This is a genomic window from Streptomyces sp. NPDC102490 (genome assembly GCF_044765285.1).
Taxonomy (GTDB): domain Bacteria; phylum Actinomycetota; class Actinomycetes; order Streptomycetales; family Streptomycetaceae; genus Streptomyces.
The window spans coordinates 413,100-429,741 of record NZ_JBIWJU010000004.1 but is presented as its reverse complement, the minus strand read 5'-3'; the positions used below and the strand labels follow the sequence as shown (position 1 = coordinate 429,741).

15 protein-coding genes are annotated in these 16,642 nt (G+C 72.9%); 7 read left to right on the top strand and 8 right to left on the bottom strand.

The annotated features are described in order from the left end of the window. Positions 1-7 precede the first annotated feature (7 nt). The 3 genes from ACIRGB_RS11165 to ACIRGB_RS11155 are packed head-to-tail and all read right to left on the bottom strand — an operon-like array spanning position 8 to position 3,357. Positions 8-892: a carbohydrate ABC transporter permease gene (locus ACIRGB_RS11165; protein ID WP_403861677.1), complete on the bottom strand. Its 885-nt coding sequence runs from the start codon at positions 890-892 to the stop codon at positions 8-10. Next, positions 889-1,920: a carbohydrate ABC transporter permease gene (locus tag ACIRGB_RS11160; protein ID WP_403861674.1), complete on the bottom strand. Its 1,032-nt coding sequence runs from the start codon at positions 1,918-1,920 to the stop codon at positions 889-891. Before ACIRGB_RS11160 ends, ACIRGB_RS11165 begins: the two co-directional genes overlap by 4 nt. A 33-nt stretch (positions 1,921-1,953) precedes the next feature. Beyond that, positions 1,954-3,357: an ABC transporter substrate-binding protein gene (locus ACIRGB_RS11155; protein ID WP_403861671.1), complete on the bottom strand. Its 1,404-nt coding sequence runs from the start codon at positions 3,355-3,357 to the stop codon at positions 1,954-1,956. Between the two features lie 152 nt (positions 3,358-3,509). Between ACIRGB_RS11155 and ACIRGB_RS11150 the strand changes: the two genes are divergently transcribed. The 4 genes from ACIRGB_RS11150 to ACIRGB_RS11135 are packed head-to-tail and all read left to right on the top strand — an operon-like array spanning position 3,510 to position 8,666. Further along, complete coding sequence (locus ACIRGB_RS11150) at positions 3,510-4,556, top strand: zinc-binding alcohol dehydrogenase (protein ID WP_403862119.1); 1,047 nt, start codon at positions 3,510-3,512, stop codon at positions 4,554-4,556. Between the two features lie 20 nt (positions 4,557-4,576). Beyond that, positions 4,577-5,377, top strand: coding sequence for a sugar phosphate isomerase/epimerase family protein (locus ACIRGB_RS11145; RefSeq protein ID WP_403861669.1), 801 nt, complete (start codon positions 4,577-4,579; stop codon positions 5,375-5,377). Next, the gene (locus ACIRGB_RS11140; RefSeq protein WP_403861666.1) at positions 5,374-6,738 is read left to right on the top strand and encodes an MGH1-like glycoside hydrolase domain-containing protein; all 1,365 of its coding nucleotides are present in this window, start codon (positions 5,374-5,376) and stop codon (positions 6,736-6,738) included. Before ACIRGB_RS11145 ends, ACIRGB_RS11140 begins: the two co-directional genes overlap by 4 nt. Further along, the gene (locus tag ACIRGB_RS11135; protein WP_403861663.1) at positions 6,735-8,666 is read left to right on the top strand and encodes a glycogen debranching N-terminal domain-containing protein; all 1,932 of its coding nucleotides are present in this window, start codon (positions 6,735-6,737) and stop codon (positions 8,664-8,666) included. The genes ACIRGB_RS11140 and ACIRGB_RS11135 overlap by 4 nt, the downstream gene beginning before the upstream one ends. Before the next feature lie 3 nt (positions 8,667-8,669). Here ACIRGB_RS11135 and ACIRGB_RS11130 read toward each other — a convergent pair whose 3' ends face one another. Then, positions 8,670-9,110, bottom strand: a complete 441-nt coding sequence (locus tag ACIRGB_RS11130; RefSeq protein WP_403861660.1) for a hypothetical protein — start codon at positions 9,108-9,110, stop codon at positions 8,670-8,672. A gap of 142 nt (positions 9,111-9,252) precedes the next feature. Between ACIRGB_RS11130 and ACIRGB_RS11125 the strand changes: the two genes are divergently transcribed. Beyond that, on the top strand, positions 9,253-10,182 hold the full coding sequence (locus ACIRGB_RS11125) for a GNAT family N-acetyltransferase (RefSeq protein WP_403861657.1): 930 nt from the start codon (positions 9,253-9,255) through the stop codon (positions 10,180-10,182). 7 nt (positions 10,183-10,189) lie between these two features. Here the strand turns inward: ACIRGB_RS11125 and ACIRGB_RS11120 are convergent, their stop codons facing one another. Next, entirely contained in the window at positions 10,190-10,987 is a 798-nt protein-coding gene (locus ACIRGB_RS11120) for a TSUP family transporter (RefSeq protein WP_403861654.1), read from the bottom strand. 93 nt (positions 10,988-11,080) lie between these two features. Here ACIRGB_RS11120 and ACIRGB_RS11115 point away from each other — a divergent pair, with 93 nt between their 5' ends. Beyond that, positions 11,081-11,860 carry an AraC family transcriptional regulator gene (locus ACIRGB_RS11115; RefSeq protein ID WP_403861651.1) on the top strand — a complete coding sequence of 260 codons (780 nt, stop codon included), beginning with the start codon at positions 11,081-11,083 and terminating at the stop codon, positions 11,858-11,860. A 4-nt stretch (positions 11,861-11,864) separates the two neighbouring features. Here the strand turns inward: ACIRGB_RS11115 and ACIRGB_RS11110 are convergent, their stop codons facing one another. The 3 genes from ACIRGB_RS11110 to ACIRGB_RS11100 form a co-directional block, all read right to left on the bottom strand. Then, complete coding sequence (locus tag ACIRGB_RS11110; RefSeq protein WP_403861648.1) at positions 11,865-12,515, bottom strand: GntR family transcriptional regulator; 651 nt, start codon at positions 12,513-12,515, stop codon at positions 11,865-11,867. A 124-nt stretch (positions 12,516-12,639) separates the two neighbouring features. Beyond that, positions 12,640-13,365 carry an aspartate/glutamate racemase family protein gene (locus ACIRGB_RS11105; RefSeq protein ID WP_403861645.1) on the bottom strand — a complete coding sequence of 242 codons (726 nt, stop codon included), beginning with the start codon at positions 13,363-13,365 and terminating at the stop codon, positions 12,640-12,642. A 63-nt stretch (positions 13,366-13,428) separates the two neighbouring features. Next, complete coding sequence (locus ACIRGB_RS11100; protein ID WP_403861642.1) at positions 13,429-14,916, bottom strand: NCS1 family nucleobase:cation symporter-1; 1,488 nt, start codon at positions 14,914-14,916, stop codon at positions 13,429-13,431. Between the two features lie 216 nt (positions 14,917-15,132). On the opposite strand from ACIRGB_RS11100, the gene ACIRGB_RS11095 reads away from it, so the two are divergent. Continuing rightward, a complete protein-coding gene (locus ACIRGB_RS11095) occupies positions 15,133-16,614 on the top strand; it encodes a family 43 glycosylhydrolase (RefSeq protein ID WP_403861639.1) in 1,482 nt (493 codons plus the stop codon). Positions 16,615-16,642 lie beyond the last annotated feature (28 nt).

Sequence of the window (16,642 nt, the reverse complement as noted above, 5' to 3'; positions counted from 1 at the left end):
CCACGGCTCAACTCTTGTCGGCGCCGCTGGTCAGCCCCTCGGTGAGCAGGCGTTCGGCGGCGAAGAACAGAAGTACCACGGGGATCGTGAGCACCACGGAACCGGCCATGAGCACGGTCTTGGGCACCTCGATGCCGTTGGACAGCTGGGCCAGGCCCAGGGAGACCGTCCACTCGCCGGGGTCGGCGGCCAGGAACAGCAGCGCGAAGAGGAACTCGTTCCAGGCGATCATGAAGACGTACAGACCCGTCGCCATGAGGGAGGGCAGGGCCAGCGGCAGGATCACCTTGCGCACGGTCTGGAGGCGGGAGCAGCCGTCGAGCGCCGCCGCCTCCTCGATGGAGGCGGGGATGGTGACGAGGTAGTTCTTCAGCATGTAGATCGACACCGGCACGGTCTGCGCGACGTACACGACGGCGAGACCGACCAGGCTGGAGGAGAGGCCGATCTTGGCGAAGATCACGAAGAGCGGCACGGCCAGCAGCGTCGCCGGGAAGAGGTACACGGCCAGGAAGAGCGCGCTGACCTGGCGGTGGCCGAAGAACTTCAGCCGGCTCACCGCGTACGCGCCGGGCACGGCGGCCACCAGGGTCAGCACCACCGTGCCGAGGGAGACCAGCGCGGAGTTGAGCAGGAACTTCAGGAAGCCCTGGCCGCCGTCGTCGGTGGAGCGCAGCACGTCCCGGTAGGTGGAGAGGGTGAAGTCCTTGGCCGAGACCCACAGCGAGCCGGGGTCGAGCAGCAGCGCGTCGATGGGCTTCAGCGACAGCAGCACCATGTAGTAGAACGGCAGGAGGGTGATCACGGCGAGGAACGCGATGACGATCCAGCGCGCGACGCCGAAGAACCTCTCCTCGAACCGGGCCCGGGTCAGGGCCGTCTTGCCACTCACGCTTCCTCCTGGACCTTGTTGCCGAAGAACTTGAAGTAGAGGCCCAGCAGGATCATCAGCGAGAGGGCCAGGACGAGCGCCTGCGCGGCCGCCGCGCCCACGTCGTAGCGGGCGGTGAGGAAGTCGTACACGCGCACCGCGGCCACGTCGGTGCCGGCGCCGCCGCCGGTGAGCAGGTAGACGTCGTCGAACTTGTTGAACGTCATGATGAAGCGCAGCACGCACAGCAGCGCGATCACCGGCATCAGCTGGGGCAGCAGCACGTGCCGGAACCGCTGGGTCGGTGTGGCGCCGTCGACCAGCGCGGCCTCCTCCAGGGTGTCGGGCACCGCCTGCAACCGCGCCAGGATGAACAGGAAGGCGAAGGGGAAGTACCGCCAGCACTCGAAGACGATGACGGTCAGCAGCGCCAGCGGGATGTCGAAGTGCAGCCCCAGCAGGTCGACCTCGTACTGCCGGGTCGACAGGAAGGCGATCGGGTCGTCCCAGCCGAACAGCCGCCGGCCCCAGTCGTTGACCACGCCGTACTGCGGGCTGAGCGCGACCTCCCAGACGAAGGCCACGGCGACGACCGGCGCGACGTACGGCAGCAGCATCGCCGCGCGCAGCAGCCCGCGGCCCCTGAACGGCTTGCGCAGGGCGAGCGCGGCGACCAGGCCGAGCAGGACCGAACCGAGCGTGGCGCCCACCGTGTACAGCAGGGTGGTGCCGAGGCTGGACCAGAAGCCGGCCGAGTCGAAGACCTGCGAGAAGTTGTCCAGGGACCAGTTGCCGAACAGGCCCATGCCCTGGATGTCGACGAGCCTGGCCTTCTGGAAGGCCAGCAGTACGGTCCACGCGATGGGCAGTACGACCACCACGAGGACGACGACGAAGGTGGGGGAGACGAACGCGAGTCCCGCGCGGTTGGCGCGCCGGCTCGCGGTGAGCGGGCGGCGGCCCGGGGAGACGGACCGGTCCCCGGACGGGTCCGTGGTCCGGCGGCTGGTGTCCCGGCGCTGCGGCGCGCCGGCTGGGGCTGTGGGCATGAGAGACCTTCGTGATGTGCAGGCGGCGGGCGGCTACTGAAGGGACTTCTTGAGGGCGGCGACCTCTTCGTCGGCGTCGCGCGCCGCCTCGGACGGCGAGCTCTGGCCGCTGGTCATGGCGCCGATGGCCTTCGGCACGGGCAGTTCGCCGTTGGTGGCGCCGACGAGGGCTCCCTCGCCCTGCGTGATGCCCCAGCGGCGCATGTTGCTGACGCCGTCGGCGAGCTGGTCCAGCAGGGTCTCGGGGAAGACCTCGTCCAACGGCTCGCGGGTGTCCACGCCGATGTCGCTGTGCCGCCAGGCGTCCAGATAGCGCTCGGGCTCGGCGGCCGTGCCCTTGCGGACCGGGATCTTGCCCTCGGGCGCCATGCCGAACCAGGACTCGTAGCCCGTGCCCATCATGTACTCGATGAACTCGCGGGACGCCGCCGTCTCGGCCGTCTTGGTGGTCACCCAGGACGTGATCTCGCCGAACTGCGCCGCCTTCTCCACGTCGGGGCCCTGCATGGCGGTGACGATGCCGCTGTGGTCCGACAGGTAGCGCGGGTCCTTCGCGCACTGCGGGCAGCTGGGCAGGGCGTCCTTGCGCAGTCCGGCGAGTTCGTCGAGCAGGAACGAGGACCAGATGACCATGGAGGACCGGCCCGCGAAGTAGGTGGCGCGGGTGGAGTCCACGGTCTGGGTGCCCGGGGCGCCGTAGCCGCGGGCCAGCTGGTCGTAGGTGCGGAAGGCCGCCTGGCAGCGCGGGGAGTCGAGGGCGACCTCGTGCCGGTCGTCGACCAGCTGGCAGTCGTTGGCCAGGGCGAGGCTCTCGAAGCTCTGGGAGGTGAAGACGTCGCTGGGGTCGGTGGCCGCCGAGATGCCGTCGTGCCCCTTGGTGGTGAGCGCCTCGGCGGCGGCCAGCGCCTTGGCGTACGTGTCGGGGGCGGGCAGGCCCTTCTGCCCGAACTGGTCCTTGCGGTAGACCAGCAGCTGGAGCCAGGCGTCGGAGGGCACACCGAGGCTGGTGCCGCCGTCGGACGTCAGCGCCAGCGCGTTGGCGTTGAAGGTGTCGCGCCCCAGCCCGTCGACGATCCGCTTCGGGATGTCGGTGTTCAGCAGGCCGTTGCTGTACATCTGCCAGACCTGGCCCATGGGGGCGGCGCCGATGACGTCGGGCAGGGTGCCCGAGGCCGCCGCCGACATGATGAGCTGCGGCATCTGCCCCTCGTCGACCCCGACGAGTTTCACCTTGACGCCGGTCTTCTTCTCGAACCCGTCGACGACCTTCTGCGTCGCGGCGACGCGGTCCGGCAGGTTCTCCTGCGACCAGACCGTGATCTCACGGTCCGGCCTGCCGGGCCCGGTGCTGCTCGCGCAGCCCGAGAGCAGCCCGATTCCCAGGGCTGCGGTGACGCCGACCGCGATCGTCCTCGACCGCAGGGTCCTGATGCGCATGGAGTGTCCTCGTTCCGGCTTACGTCTGCTCGTCACGCATCACAGCATCACTTTTGCTTGTTGACAAGACATAAGTTGCGGATATTGTCGACGCAACCGCATCAGCAACCCTTCCGGAGCCCTCCGTGTCATCCGTGTCGCCCGTGTCATCCGTGGAGCGCGTCGTCCAGTTCACCGGCCCCCGCCAGGTGGAGGTGGCCGAGCACACCAGGGCCGAACTGCCCCCCGGCCACCTGCGCGTGCGCACCCGCTACTCGGGCATCTCGGCCGGCACCGAGCTGACCGCCTACCGCGGCACCAACCCGTACCTGACCCGGACCTGGGACCCCGAAGCGCGCCTCTTCCGCGACGGCGCGCCCGGCATCGAGTACCCGGTGGCCGGCTGGGGCTACTCCGAGGTCGGCGAGGTCGTCGAGGTCTCCCCGGAGCTGGCCGGCACCCCCGGCCTGCCGGTCCCCGGCGACCTGGTGTGGGGCATCTGGGGCCACCGCAGCGAGGGCATCGTCCCCGCCGAGCGCATGGCCGGCCACACCCTGCCGGCCGGACTCGCACCGCTGGCCGGTGCCTTCGCCCGGGTCGGCGCCATCGCGTACAACGCCGTCCTGGCCGGTGACATCCACTTGGGCGAGGACGTCGCCGTGTTCGGGCAGGGCGTCATCGGCCTGCTCACCACCCGGCTCGCCCGGCTCAGCGGCGCCCGCGTCACCGCCGTCGACGCCCTCGACGGCCGCCTGGAGACCGCGAAGCAGTACGGCGCCCAGCACACCCTGAACGCCCGCACCGACGCCGTCGCCGAACGCGTCCGCGAGGCCACCGGCGGCCTCGGCGCCGACCTCGCCATCGAGATCAGCGGCGCCTACCCGGCCCTGCACGAGGCGCTGCGCTCGGTCGCGGCCGGCGGCCGGGTGGTGGCCTCCGGCTTCTACCAGGGCGACGGCATCGGCCTGCGCCTCGGCGACGAGTTCCACCACAACCGGGTCCAGCTCATCTGCTCCCAGATCGGCGGCGTCCCGCCCCAGCTGTCGAACCGCTGGAGTGTCGAACGCCTCCAGCGGACCTTCCTGCGCCTGGTCGCCGAGGGCCAGGTGGACGTCGACTCCCTGGTGAGCCACGTCGTCCCGGTCGCGGACGCCGCCGACGCCTACGTACTGCTGGACGAGCGGCCCGCCGAGGCGTTGCAGGTCGTCCTGGAATTCTGAGAGTCCCGAAAGGCATCCCCATGCTCAAGACCGCCGTCCAGGAACAACTCCTGCCCCAAGACACCCTTCAGGCCAAGTGGGACTTCGCCCAGCAGGCCGGCTACGACGCGATCGAACTGCGCGGCAAGGGCGACTTCCACTTCGCCTCCCGGCGCGAGGAACTGCGGCAGGCGCGCAAGGACGGTGTCGTCATGCCGACCGTCTGCGTCGACATGCCGCACTTCCTCGGCGCCTTCGACGAGGAGCTGCGCCGCGACGCCGTCGCCCAGATGAAGTCCCAGCTCACCGTGATCGCCGAGATCGGCGGCGTGGGCGCCCAGACCCCCGCCTCGTACGGCATGTTCTCCCGCCGGCTGCCGCCCTTCGAGCCGCCGCGCACCGAGGAGGAGGACCGCGAGGTGCTCCTCGCCGGGCTCACCGAACTCGGCGAGCACGCCCGCGCCGAGGGCGTCACGCTCTTCCTGGAGCCGCTCAACCGCTACGAGGACCACATGGTCAACCGGCTCGACCAGGCCGCCGACCTGATCCGCGCCGTCGGCCTCGACTCGGTCCAAATCGGCATCGACAGCTACCACATGAACATCGAGGAGACCGACCCCGCCGCCGCGATCGTCGCCCATGCCGACGTCATCGGCCACGCCCAGGTCTCCGACTCCAACCGCTTCCAGCCCGGCGCCGGACACCTCGACTGGCCCGCCTGGCTCGGCGCCCTGCACACCGTCGGCTACGACGGTCACCTCGCCCTCGAATCCCGGCTGACCGGGGACCCCGTCCAGGCCGTGCGCTCCGTCCCCGCCTTCCTCAAGAGGTCGGGCGCGTGAACTCCCCCCTGGACCTCCTGGACCGGCCCGCGCCCGCCGCGCCCGCGGACCTGACCCTGCGGCGCGGTGCGGCGCGGGTCCTCATCGACAACTGGACCGGCGCCTCCACCGTCCCCTCCCGCACCCTCTACCCGCACCAGTGGAGCTGGGACTCCGCCTTCGTCGCCATCGGGCTGCGCCACCTCTCGGTGCGCCGCGCCCAGCGGGAACTGGAGTCCCTGCTGGCCGCGCAGTGGGCCGACGGACGCGTGCCCCACATCGTGTTCAACCCCGCCCTGCCGCACGACGCCTACTTCCCGAGTCCCGACTTCTGGCAGTCCGCCACGGCGGGCCGGGCCGCCGGCGCCCCCTCGTCCGTCGAGACCTCCGGCATCGTCCAGCCGCCCGTGCACGCCCTGGCCGCCTGGCTCGTGCACCGGGCCGACCCGGCCGAGTCCCGGCGCCGCGGCTTTCTCGCCCGGGTCCGGCCGAGGCTCGCCGCCTGGCACGACTACCTGCTCGGCCGCCGCGACCTCGGCGGGGGCGGCCTCGCGGCCGTCGTCCACCCGTGGGAACCCGGCATGGACAACAGCCCCGGCTGGGACCGGGCCCTGCGCCGGGTCGAACCCAGCCCGCCCGGCACCTTCCGGCGTGCCGACCTCGCCCACGGCCACCCCGCCGACCGGCCCACCGACCTCGACTACGGCCGGTACGTCCGGCTGGCCACCGCGTACCGGGAGGCGGGCTACGACGACCGCCTCGTACGGCACCGGTTCGCCGTGGAGGACCCCGCCTTCAACGCCCTGCTGATCGTGAGCGAACTGGCCCTGGCCGCCATGGCACGCGAACTGGACCTGCCCGCACGGCGGCACACCGAGCGGGCCGCCGAGCTGACCCGGGCGCTGGTGGACCGGCTCTGGGACGAGGAGGCCGGCCTGTTCCGCGTGCGCGACCTGCACGACGGCAGCCACGTCGACGAACGGACCGTCAGCGGACTGATCCCGCTCCTGGTCCCGCACCTGCCCCGGCACGTCGTCCGGCGGCTGCACGCCACCCTCACCGGACCGCACTTCCGCGCGCCGGCCACCGACCTGGTCCCCAGCTACGACCTCACCGGGCACGCCTTCCACCCCACCCGGTACTGGCGCGGCCCGGCCTGGTTCAACACGGCCTGGCTGATCGAGCGCGGCCTGCGCACCCACGGCCTCGGACAGGACGCCGCGCGCCTGCGCGCCGGGTTCCTCGCGGAGGCCGGACGCACCGGGTTCGCCGAGTACGTCGACCCCTCCACCGGCGCCGCCTGCGGCACCCGGCACTTCTCCTGGACCGCCGCCCTCACGCTCGACCTGCTCAGCTCCGCCCCGAAGGAGGCCGGACCATGACCGCGGCCGACCCCCGTGTCCAACTGGTGCGCGACGCCACCTTCGTCCGTCTCGGCACCGACGGCGGGATCAGCGGCGCCCGTGGTTCGGCGCCCGACGGGCTGTTCTTCCAGGACGCCCGGCACCTCAGCCGCTGGCACCTCACCGTGGACGGCACCGCTCCGGCCGCCCTCGTGCCCGCCACGGCGGACGCCGACGACACGGCCGCCGGCGTGCTGACCCCCGAGGGCACCCGGGACCACCCGCCCGCGTACACCGTCTTCCGACGGCAGAGCGTCACCGCCGGCACGTTCACCGAACACCTGAGCCTGGTCGGCAACCGCCCCGATCCCGTGACGGCCCGCCTCGACCTCACCGTCGACGCGGACTTCGCCGACCTCTTCGAACTCCGCGCCGACGACCGCCACTACGCCAAACCCGGCGCCGCGTACGAGAGCCGCGACACCGCCGACGGAGTGCTCTTCGGCTACCGGCGAGCCGACTGGCACGCCCGGACGGAGATCACCTGCGATCCCGTCCCGGACACGGTGGCCCCCGCACCGGCCCGGCAGGGCGAAACCGCCCGGACCCTGACCTGGCACCTGCCCCTCGACGCGCACGGACGGGCCGACCTGCACCTGACCGTCCGCGCCCACCCGCACGGACGGCCCCGGCCTTCCACCCTCGTCCCCGCCGCACGGCATCCGCAGTGGCCCGAAGGCGCCGCCACGGACGACCTGACGCGCACCTGCGAACGCGGTCTCGCCGACCTCGACCTGCTGACCATCCCGGTCCCCGGCGTCGACGGCGAGGACGTGCGGGTCCCGGCCGCCGGCATCCCGTGGTTCCTCACCCTGTTCGGCCGCGACTCCCTGCTGACCGCCTACTTCCCGCTGCCGTACCGGCCCGCGACGGCCGCCGGCGTCCTCAGCGCGCTCGCCGCCACCCAGGGCCGGCGGCACGACCCCTTCAGCGGCGAGCAGCCCGGACGCATCGTCCACGAGACCCGGCACGGCGAACTCGCCCACTTCCGGCAGGTCCCGTACGGCCGGTACTACGGCGCCGTCGACGCCACCCCGCTCTTCCTCGTCCTGCTCCACGCCCACCATCGGACGACCGGCGACCGGGCCCTGGCCCGGCGCCTGGAACGGCACGCCCGGCGGGCCGTGGACTGGATGCTCACCGACGGCGGCCTGGAGCAGCACGGATACCTCGTGTACGAGCCGGACCCGGGCGGGCTGGTCAACCAGAACTGGAAGGACTCCGCCGGTGCCGTCTGCTTCCGCGACGGCACCCAGGCCGAGGGCCCCGTCGCGGTCTGCGAGGCACAGGGCTACGCCTACGACGCACTGCTGCGCACCGCCGACCTCGCCGACGAGGTCTGGCGGGACGAGACCTGGGCCCGGCGGCTCCGCGAGCACGCCGCCCGGCTGCGGGACCGCTTCACGGCGGACTTCTGGATGCCGGACGCGGACTTCCCCGCCCTGGCGCTGGACGGCGACGGCCGCCAGGTCGACGCGCTGGCCTCGGACGCCGGGCATCTGCTGTGGTCGGGCATCCTCGACCCGGAACGCTCCGCCCGGGTGGGCCGGCGACTGCTTGAGCCGGACTTCTTCTCCGGCTGGGCGATCCGCACCCTCGCCGCCGGACAGCGGCCGTACCACCCGCTGTCCTACCACCGGGGCAGCGCCTGGCCGCACGACAACGCGGTCATCGTCCTGGGCCTGGCCCGCCAGGGACTCGCGGCTCAGGCGCGCACCGTCGCGGAGGGACTCGTCGCGGCGGCGGCCCATCACGGCCACCGGCTGCCCGAGGTCCTCGCCGGATACGACCGCTCGGCGACCGCCGCGCCCGTTCCCTACCCCCATTCCTGCTCACCGCAGGCCTGGGCCGCGGCCACCCCGCTGGCCCTGCGGACGGCGCTGGGGCGGGAACCGCTCGGTTCCTGACCGCTACTGCGACGTCGGCCGGGCGCGGCCCCGGCCCGGGGCGCCGGCGTGGCGACGGCAGTCCGCGTCGTGCCGCGCGCCGAGCGAGGTCCACCACCGTTCGCAGCAGTCCTCGGGCAGCGGGACGCGGTCGGCCGCGGGGCGGGCGCACTCCGGTCCGTGCACCACACCGTCGGAGTGCCGCCAGAACGCGCAGCACGGTTCGAGACCGTGCGCGAACGGGTCCCGCCGCTCCGGCCGGGCCAGCAGCTCGGCGCGCCGGGCCAGGGCGACCCTGCGCCGGTGCTCCGCGCCCTCACGGGCGGCGCACCAGGCGAAGACCGCGGCGACGTACAGTCCCGGCAGGGCCAGCCAGGAGTGGCGGGTGGCCGCGTACGCGGCGGCGGCGACAAGGAGCGCGGCGGCGGCACGGCACGCGCGGGCGGTGCGCAGGCTCGGCGTCACAGGGAACTCCACGTGGGTCGGCGGGGGAGAAGGTCCTCGGACCTCCGTATGCCCCCGGTTCGCCGTCGTACGTCAGTCTGTCGCCTCCGGCGCGCGGATAATCCGTTGCGGTCGCCCGCCGCCGTGCCCGACTCTGCTCCTCATGCCCACCGCCGACCTGCGACCGGCCACCCTCGCCGACGCCCCCGCCATCACCGGACTCCTCAACGAGATAGACCGGATCGAGATCGGCCGCCCCGAGACCGACCAGCACACCGTCGAAGCCGATCTGAAGCACCAGCAGACGGATCTGACCCAGGACTCGTGGCTCGCCCTCGACGACGGCCGGCTCGTCGCGTACGGGCTGCTGTGGGACGCGTCCGGCGGGGAGCGCGTCGACATCGACCACTACGTGCTCCCCGACCACCAGCCAACCGGGCTGCGCATGCTGGCGGCGATGGAGACCCGGGCGCTGGCCAAGGCCCGGGCCAACGGCGCGGAGCGCGCCGTCGTCCACCTCCACCTCAACGCCACGCCCACGACCGACACCGCGCTCCTCGCCGAGCGCGGCTGGAGCGTCGTGCGCACCCACCACGTCCTGCGCCGCGCGCTGGACCCGGCGGCCGACCTCCCGCCCGAGGCCCCGGCGGGCGTACGGGTGCGGGCGTGCGCCACGGAGGCAGACCGTGTCCGGGTGCACGAGCTGTACCAGCGGTCGTTCGCCCAGCACTTCGACTTCCAGCCGCGCCCCTACCGGCTGTGGCTCGACGACATAGACGCCGCCGGGCTGGACTGGTCCCTGGTGTGGATCGCCGAGGCCGACGACCTGGGCGACGCCGGGTTCCTGCTCGCCCGGGACGACCGCGAGGCGATGGGCTGGATCCGGAGCCTCGGCGTGCTGCGCGAGGCCCGCGGCCGGGGCCTGGGTGGGTTCCTCCTGCGCCACGCCTTCGCGGCCTTCGCCGCGCGGGGCCGGGACACGGTGGGCCTCGGTGTCGACACCGCCAACGCGACGGGCGCCCCGCGGCTGTACGGCCGCCACGGCATGACCGTCCACTTCGCGGTGGACACCTGGGAGGCCGTGATCGCCTGACGGCGCCTCACCGCGCCATGGCGACCGCCACCGCGGCGAGCAGCGCGACGTACGTCCAGGCGTAGAGGCGGTCGGGGAGGCGCGGCGGGCGCCGGCGCAGCACCGCGATCACCGGCAGGGCGCCCAGGAGCAGCGCCCCGGCCGCGCGGAGGTCGACGAGGCCCACCAGGGTCACGTGCGGGTGGGCACCGGCGGGGCCCGCGGAGGCGCCCAGGAAGACGGCGGCGGCCGGGAGCGCGATCGCGAGGGTCAGCGGGTTGGCCAGCGCGGTCGCCACCCGCATCGGGTGCCCGGCCCGCCGCATCGCGGGGACGGTCATGACGCTGCCTCCCACGCCGAGGAACGCGGCGACCGCGCCGACGGGCACCCCGACGACGGCCGGCAGCGGTCGCGACGGGCCCGGGGCCCCCGCGGCCGGGGCGCGCGGGCGCAGGAAGCCGGGGCGCAGCAGCAGGTCCACGACGGTGAGGGCGACGTACCCGACGAACGCCCAGCGGACCAGCCCGGCCGGGGCGTGGCGCGCGGCCAGCGCCCCGGCCGCGGCGCCGACCCCCAGCAGGACGAGCAGCGGGCCGCCGCCCCGGAGGGCGCCCAGCACCCGGCGGGGCGTGACGGCGGTGGCGAAGGCGGCGTTCACCACCATGACCAGGGCCGAGGTGGCCGTCGCCACCCGCATCGCGTCCGCTCCGAGCGCGGAGTCCGCCCACACCACGACCGGGACGGCGACGAAACCGCCGCCGAACCCGAACAGGACGGTGGTCACACCGGTCAGGAGCCCGATTCCGAGCAGCGCCATGAAATCCACACCCGCCACTCCACCAGCCCGGCGGCGGTGCCCGCATGCGATGCCCGGCACCATTCCTTCGCGACCCGGCCAGGGCGGCCGTAGGGTGAGCGGGTGAAGAACGTCCCCCTGGCCGAGGTCGACCACGTGGACCGGGCCGTGCTGCCGATCGGCACCGACTACCCGCCCGGACACGTCCTGGACTGGCACGAGCACCGGCGCGCGCAGTTCCTGTACGGCGCCACCGGTGTCATGGTCGTCGACACCGGCGACGGCAGCTGGACCGTGCCGCCCGAGCGGGCCGTCCTGATCCCGGCCGCCACCCGGCACCGGGTGCGGATGCTGGGCGTGAGCACCCGCAGCCTGTACATCGAGCCGGCCGCCGTCCCGTGGTGGCCGGGCACCTGCACGGTCGTGGACGTGCCGCCGCTCCTGCGTGAACTGCTCCTGGCGGCCGTCGAGTTCGCGCCCGACTACAGCCTGTCCGGGCGCGAGGGCAGCGTCGCCGACCTCCTCCTGCACGAGATCGCGGCGCGTGCCCCGCTCCCGTTCCACGTCCGCATCCCCGCCTCCGCGGACCTGGCGGCGCTGTGCCGGGCGTATCTGGCCGCACCGGACGCCGGGGTCTCCAACGCCGCGTGGGCGGTACGGGCGAACATGAGCGAGCGCGCCTTCACCCGGCGCTTTCGCGCGGAGACGGGCGACAGCCCCGCCGTCTGGCGGGGCCGCGCGCGGCTGCTCGCGGCGGTGCCGCTGCTGCGGTCCGGTTCGGTCAGCGAGGTCGCCGGCCGGCTCGGCTACGCCTCTCCCGCCGCGTTCACCGCCGCCTTCACCCGCACCTTCGGCGTCCCGCCGTCCCGGTTCACGCGGGGCCACCGGGGGCGGCCCCGCTGAGGGCCTAGGAGTGGTCCCGCGCCAGGTGGCCCAGGGCCGCGCTGCGGCTCGTCGACAGGTGGTGCAGGACCAGCTCCTGGACGCGGTCCACGTCGCGGGCCGCGATGGCCCGGTAGAGGGCGTCGTGCTCCAGGGCGACGGCCAGCAGGTCGTCGTGCTGGCCCAGGAGCCAGCGCAGGCGGCTGCGCAGGACCCGCTCCAACTCGTTGAGCAGTTCGTTGGCGGCCAGCGAGACGACGGTCTCGTGGAAGTCGGCGGCCGCCCGGCGGGCCCGCACCGCGTCGTTCGCCCGGGCCGCGTCGAGTTCGGCGTCCACCGTGGCGCGCAGCCGCTCCAGCCCCTCCCGCGTGTGCCGTTGGGCGGCGAGCCGGAACCCCAGGGTCTCCAGGCCCGAGCGGACCTCGTCCAGGTCGGCGATGTCGCTGCTGGTGAACTCCCGCACCACCGCCCAGCTCCGTGGCCGCGGGGTCACCAGGCCCTCCGCCACCAGGGTCTTGAGGGCCTCGCGGACGGGGAGCCGGCTCACGCCGAGGGACTCGGCCAGCTCCCGTTCGACCAGGCGGCTGCCGGGGGCCCGCACACCGTCGATGATCTCGTCGCGCAACCGCCGCGTGACCCGCTCGGACTCGGGCGTGAAGCCCTCTGACGCAGCCATCGCCGTCCTTCGTCTGTCTTCCCGTTCCCGGCCGCCGACCGCGCCGTGCGGAGCGGCGGTCGGGCGGCCCGTCAGAATACCCCGGGGCTCGCGGGCGGCCCGGACGGGACGGCGCGCGGACCGGTCAGCCCACCCGCGGCGGCCAGTTGACGATCCGCTTGGGACGCGGACGGGCGTAGGTGCGCACCTTGGAGGTGGACAGGCCGAGCCTCACCAGGGACTCGGCGACCGTCACGGCGGCGGCGACCCCGTCGACCACGGGGACACCGGTACGTTCCACCACGCGTTCGGCGAGGCCCGCCATGCCGCCGCAGCCCAGGCAGATCACCTCGGCCCGGTCCTCCTCGACCGCGCGGGCGGCCTGCTCGGTGATGGCGTCCACGGCGGCCTGCTCGTCCCGCTCCAGGTCCAGTACGGCGAGCCCGCTGGCCCGCACCGAGGCGCACCGGGCGCTCAGCCCGGCCACCTCCAGCCGCTCCTCGATCAGGGGGACCGTACGGTCGAGGGTGGTGACGACGGAGTAGCGGCGGCCCAGGTACTGCGCGGTGCTCGCCGCCGCCTCGGTGATGTCGACGACGGGCACGTCGAGCAACTCCTGGAGCCCCTCCCGGCCGTGCTCGCCGTAACCGGCCTGGATCACCGCGTCGAAGGGCTCCCGGTGGGCGCGCACCGCCTCCATCACGGCGACGGCGGCGAGGTAGCTCTCGTAGTTGCCCTCCACGGACTCCGCGCCGAAGGCCGGGGTCAGCGGCACGATCTCGGTGCCCGCGGAGGCCGCGCCGGCGGCCTGCTTGCCGATCGCGTCGGTGATGGACTGCGTGGTGTTGACGTTGACCACGAGGATGCGCATGGGTGGGCCTGGGCCTTCCGCTCGGACGGGGACGGGGCGCGACGGGGGAGGGGGCGTGCGGGGCTATTCCGCGGCGACGGCGATGGCCTCGCCGTCCACGTCCCGGAACGCGGAGGCGCGGTCGGCGATCAGCGCGTACAGCACGGCGGCGATGATCGCGCCGATGAACCAGGAGAACCCGGCCGCGGCGTGGAAGAAGGGGACGAGCGCGACGACGACGGCGATCGCGGCCCCGGGGACGAAGGCGGCGACGGCCCGCGGGTTGTAGCCGCGCCGGTAGTGGTACTCGGCGCCCGCGTCCTCGGTGTACAGGGCCGGCACGTTCACGCGGGACTTCCGCAGCAGCCAGTAGTCCGCCATGATCACGCCGAACAGCGGGCCGAGCAGCGCGCCGAGCCCGCCGAGGAAGTAGTTCACGACGACCGGGCTGTTGTAGAGGTTCCAGGGCGTGATCACCAGGCCCAGGACCGCGCTCACCAGGCCCGCGCGGCGGAAGTCGAGCCGGTGCGGGAAGAGGTTGACCAGGGCGTAGATGGGCGCGACGAAGTTGGCCAGCAGGTTCACCGCCACCGTGAGGGCGATGAGACACAGCGAGGCGACGGCCAGCAGGAACATGTTCGGGATCGTCCTGACGATGTCCGTCGGACTGGTGATCACGCGCCCGTCGAGGGTGAACTGGGCTCCGCTGAGCACCGCCACGATGACGGCGAAGAAGAGCATGTTCAGCGGGATGCCGATCACGTTGCCCCGGACGATGGAGCCGCGGCTGCGCGCGGACCGGGTGAAGTCGCAGAAGTTCAGCACGAACGTCCCGTAGATGACCACCCACAGGGCGGCGGCCTGGAGCACCTGGAGCCACATCGCGCCGCCGGTGAGCGGATCGTCGACCGACACGGAGACCGATCCGTCGGCCCGGACGAACATCCACACCGCGAGGGCGCACATCGTCAGCAGCGTGGTGGGCGCGGCGAAGGCCATGTACCGGCGGATCATCTGCATCCCGTAGCTGACGATGAGCACTTGGAGGGCCCACAGCACCAGGAAGGTGATCCAGCCGAGCGTCGACTGGCCGAGCAGGGAGTTCGTGTCCAGGGAGGCCAGGGAGGGGAACATGGCCACCAGGAGGGCGCTCAGCACGGCGGACGCCAGGTAGGTCTGGATACCAAACCAGGCGATGGCCACGGCGCCGCGGACGGCGGCCGGAATCTTCGCCCCCTTGATGCCGAAGGCGATCCGGCTCATGACGGGGAACGGAACGCCCGTCTTGTGGCCCATGAACCCGGAGAGCGTGAGCAGGAGGAAGAGCAGGACCGAGGCGAGCGCGAAGGCGGCGAGGATGCCCCACACGTTCAGACCGAGGGCGAACAGTCCGATGGCGAAGGCGTAATTGCCCAGGCTGTGCACGTCGTTGGCCCAGAGCGTGAAGACGTTGTAGGCGCCCCAGCGGCGGCCTTCCCGCTTCGTCGGGGCGAGGTCGTACGTGTAGAGGCCGGAGCTGGTGGCGGTGTCGCCGGTCCCGGCGGACGAGCGGCGGTCTTCCAGGGCAGTCATACGGGACTCCTGGGATCAGGTGCGGGGAGTTGGAGAGTTTCACAAAGCGGAAGCTACTTTCCGGTGAACAGAACGTAGTTTTCGCCAAACCGCACCGTCAAGAGGTCTACGGCAAATGGAATACCATTTTTGGCCCTGTTGACAGCCCCCTGGGCCGTCCCTAGCCTGACGCCCCGTCGTTACATCGATGTAAAGGCTTCGGGAGAGGACCCCCACGTGCTTCCCAGCCCCGCACACCGTCCCCGCGCCCGCCTCGGCCTGCTGCTCGCCGCCCTTCTCGGGCTGGCCGTGGGCCTGCTGCCCGGCCTCACCGGACCGGCCGCCGCGGCACCCGCCCCCGCCGCGGCCCCCGCCGGGGCCGCGGCGGCAGGCACCTTCCGCAACCCGCTCAACAGCGGGCCCGACCCCTTCATGACGCACTGGAAGGGCGCCTACTACCTCACCACCACCCAGGGCGGCAGCATCCGGATGTGGCGCTCCCCGTCCCTGGGCACCCTGCCGGCCGCGGACCCGGTCACCGTGTGGACCGACACCGACCCGTCCCGCAACCGCAACATCTGGGCCCCGGAGTTCTACCGCTTCGGCAACCGCTGGTACCTCTACTACACGGCCGACGACGGCGTCGACGACCACCACCGGCTGTACGTCCTGGAGTCGGAGCGCGACGACCCCACCGGCCCGTACCACTTCAAGGCCAAGCTCGCCCCGCCCAACCACGCGGACGACTTCGCCATCGACGCGGGCATCCTGCAACTCGGCGGGCGGCTCTACCTCGCCTACAGCGGCATCAACCAGTACCAGCACAACGGGATCAACATCGCCCCGCTGTCCAACCCGTACACCGTCTCCGGCGACGCGGTCGCGATCGACGCGGCGGGCGGCTGCCCCGAGGTGCGGGAGGGCCCCGAGTTCCTCTACCGCAACGGCCGGGTCTGGATGACGTACTCCACCTGCGACACGGGCAAGCCGGACTACCAGGTCTGGATGATGTCGATGCCGCTGACCGCGAACCCGCTGGTGCCGGGGAACTGGCACCAGCACCAGGGCGCGGTGTTCTCCCGGGCCGACGACCGGGGCGTGTTCGGGCCCGGCCACCACGCCTTCTTCACGTCCCCCGACGGCACCGAGGACTGGATCGTCTACCACGCCAAGACCACCTCGGTGAACACCTACACCAACCGCACCACGCGGGCACAGAAGTTCACCTGGCGGGCCGACGGCACACCCGACTTCGGCCGCCCGCTCGCCCTGGGCGCCACCCAGGGCCTCCCCTCCGGCGACCCCGGCTCGGGCAATTACTGGATCAACGACGACGGCCGTTCCAGCGGCCCCGGCGGCGTCACCTACACCGGCTCCTGGAACTCCGGCACGGGGTGCGCCACGCAGTGCTTCTGGGGCGACGACCACTGGAGCGACCGGGCGGGTGCCACGGCCACCTTCTCCTTCACGGGCACCCGGATCGTCCTGCTCTCCGTCAAGGACACCGGCATCGGCTACGCGGGCGTCAGCGTCGACGGCGGGCCCGAGCAGCGGGTGGACTTCCACCACCCGATCCGCGTCGGTGAAGCGGTCCAGTACACGAGCCCACGGCTGGCGAACGGCAGCCACACCCTGCGGGTCCGGGTCACGGGCGAGCACAACTCCCAGGCGGGGGCGTCCTTCGTGAGCGTCGACCGGGCCGAGGTCTACACGAACTGACCCCTGCCGCCCACCGATCCGACCGAAA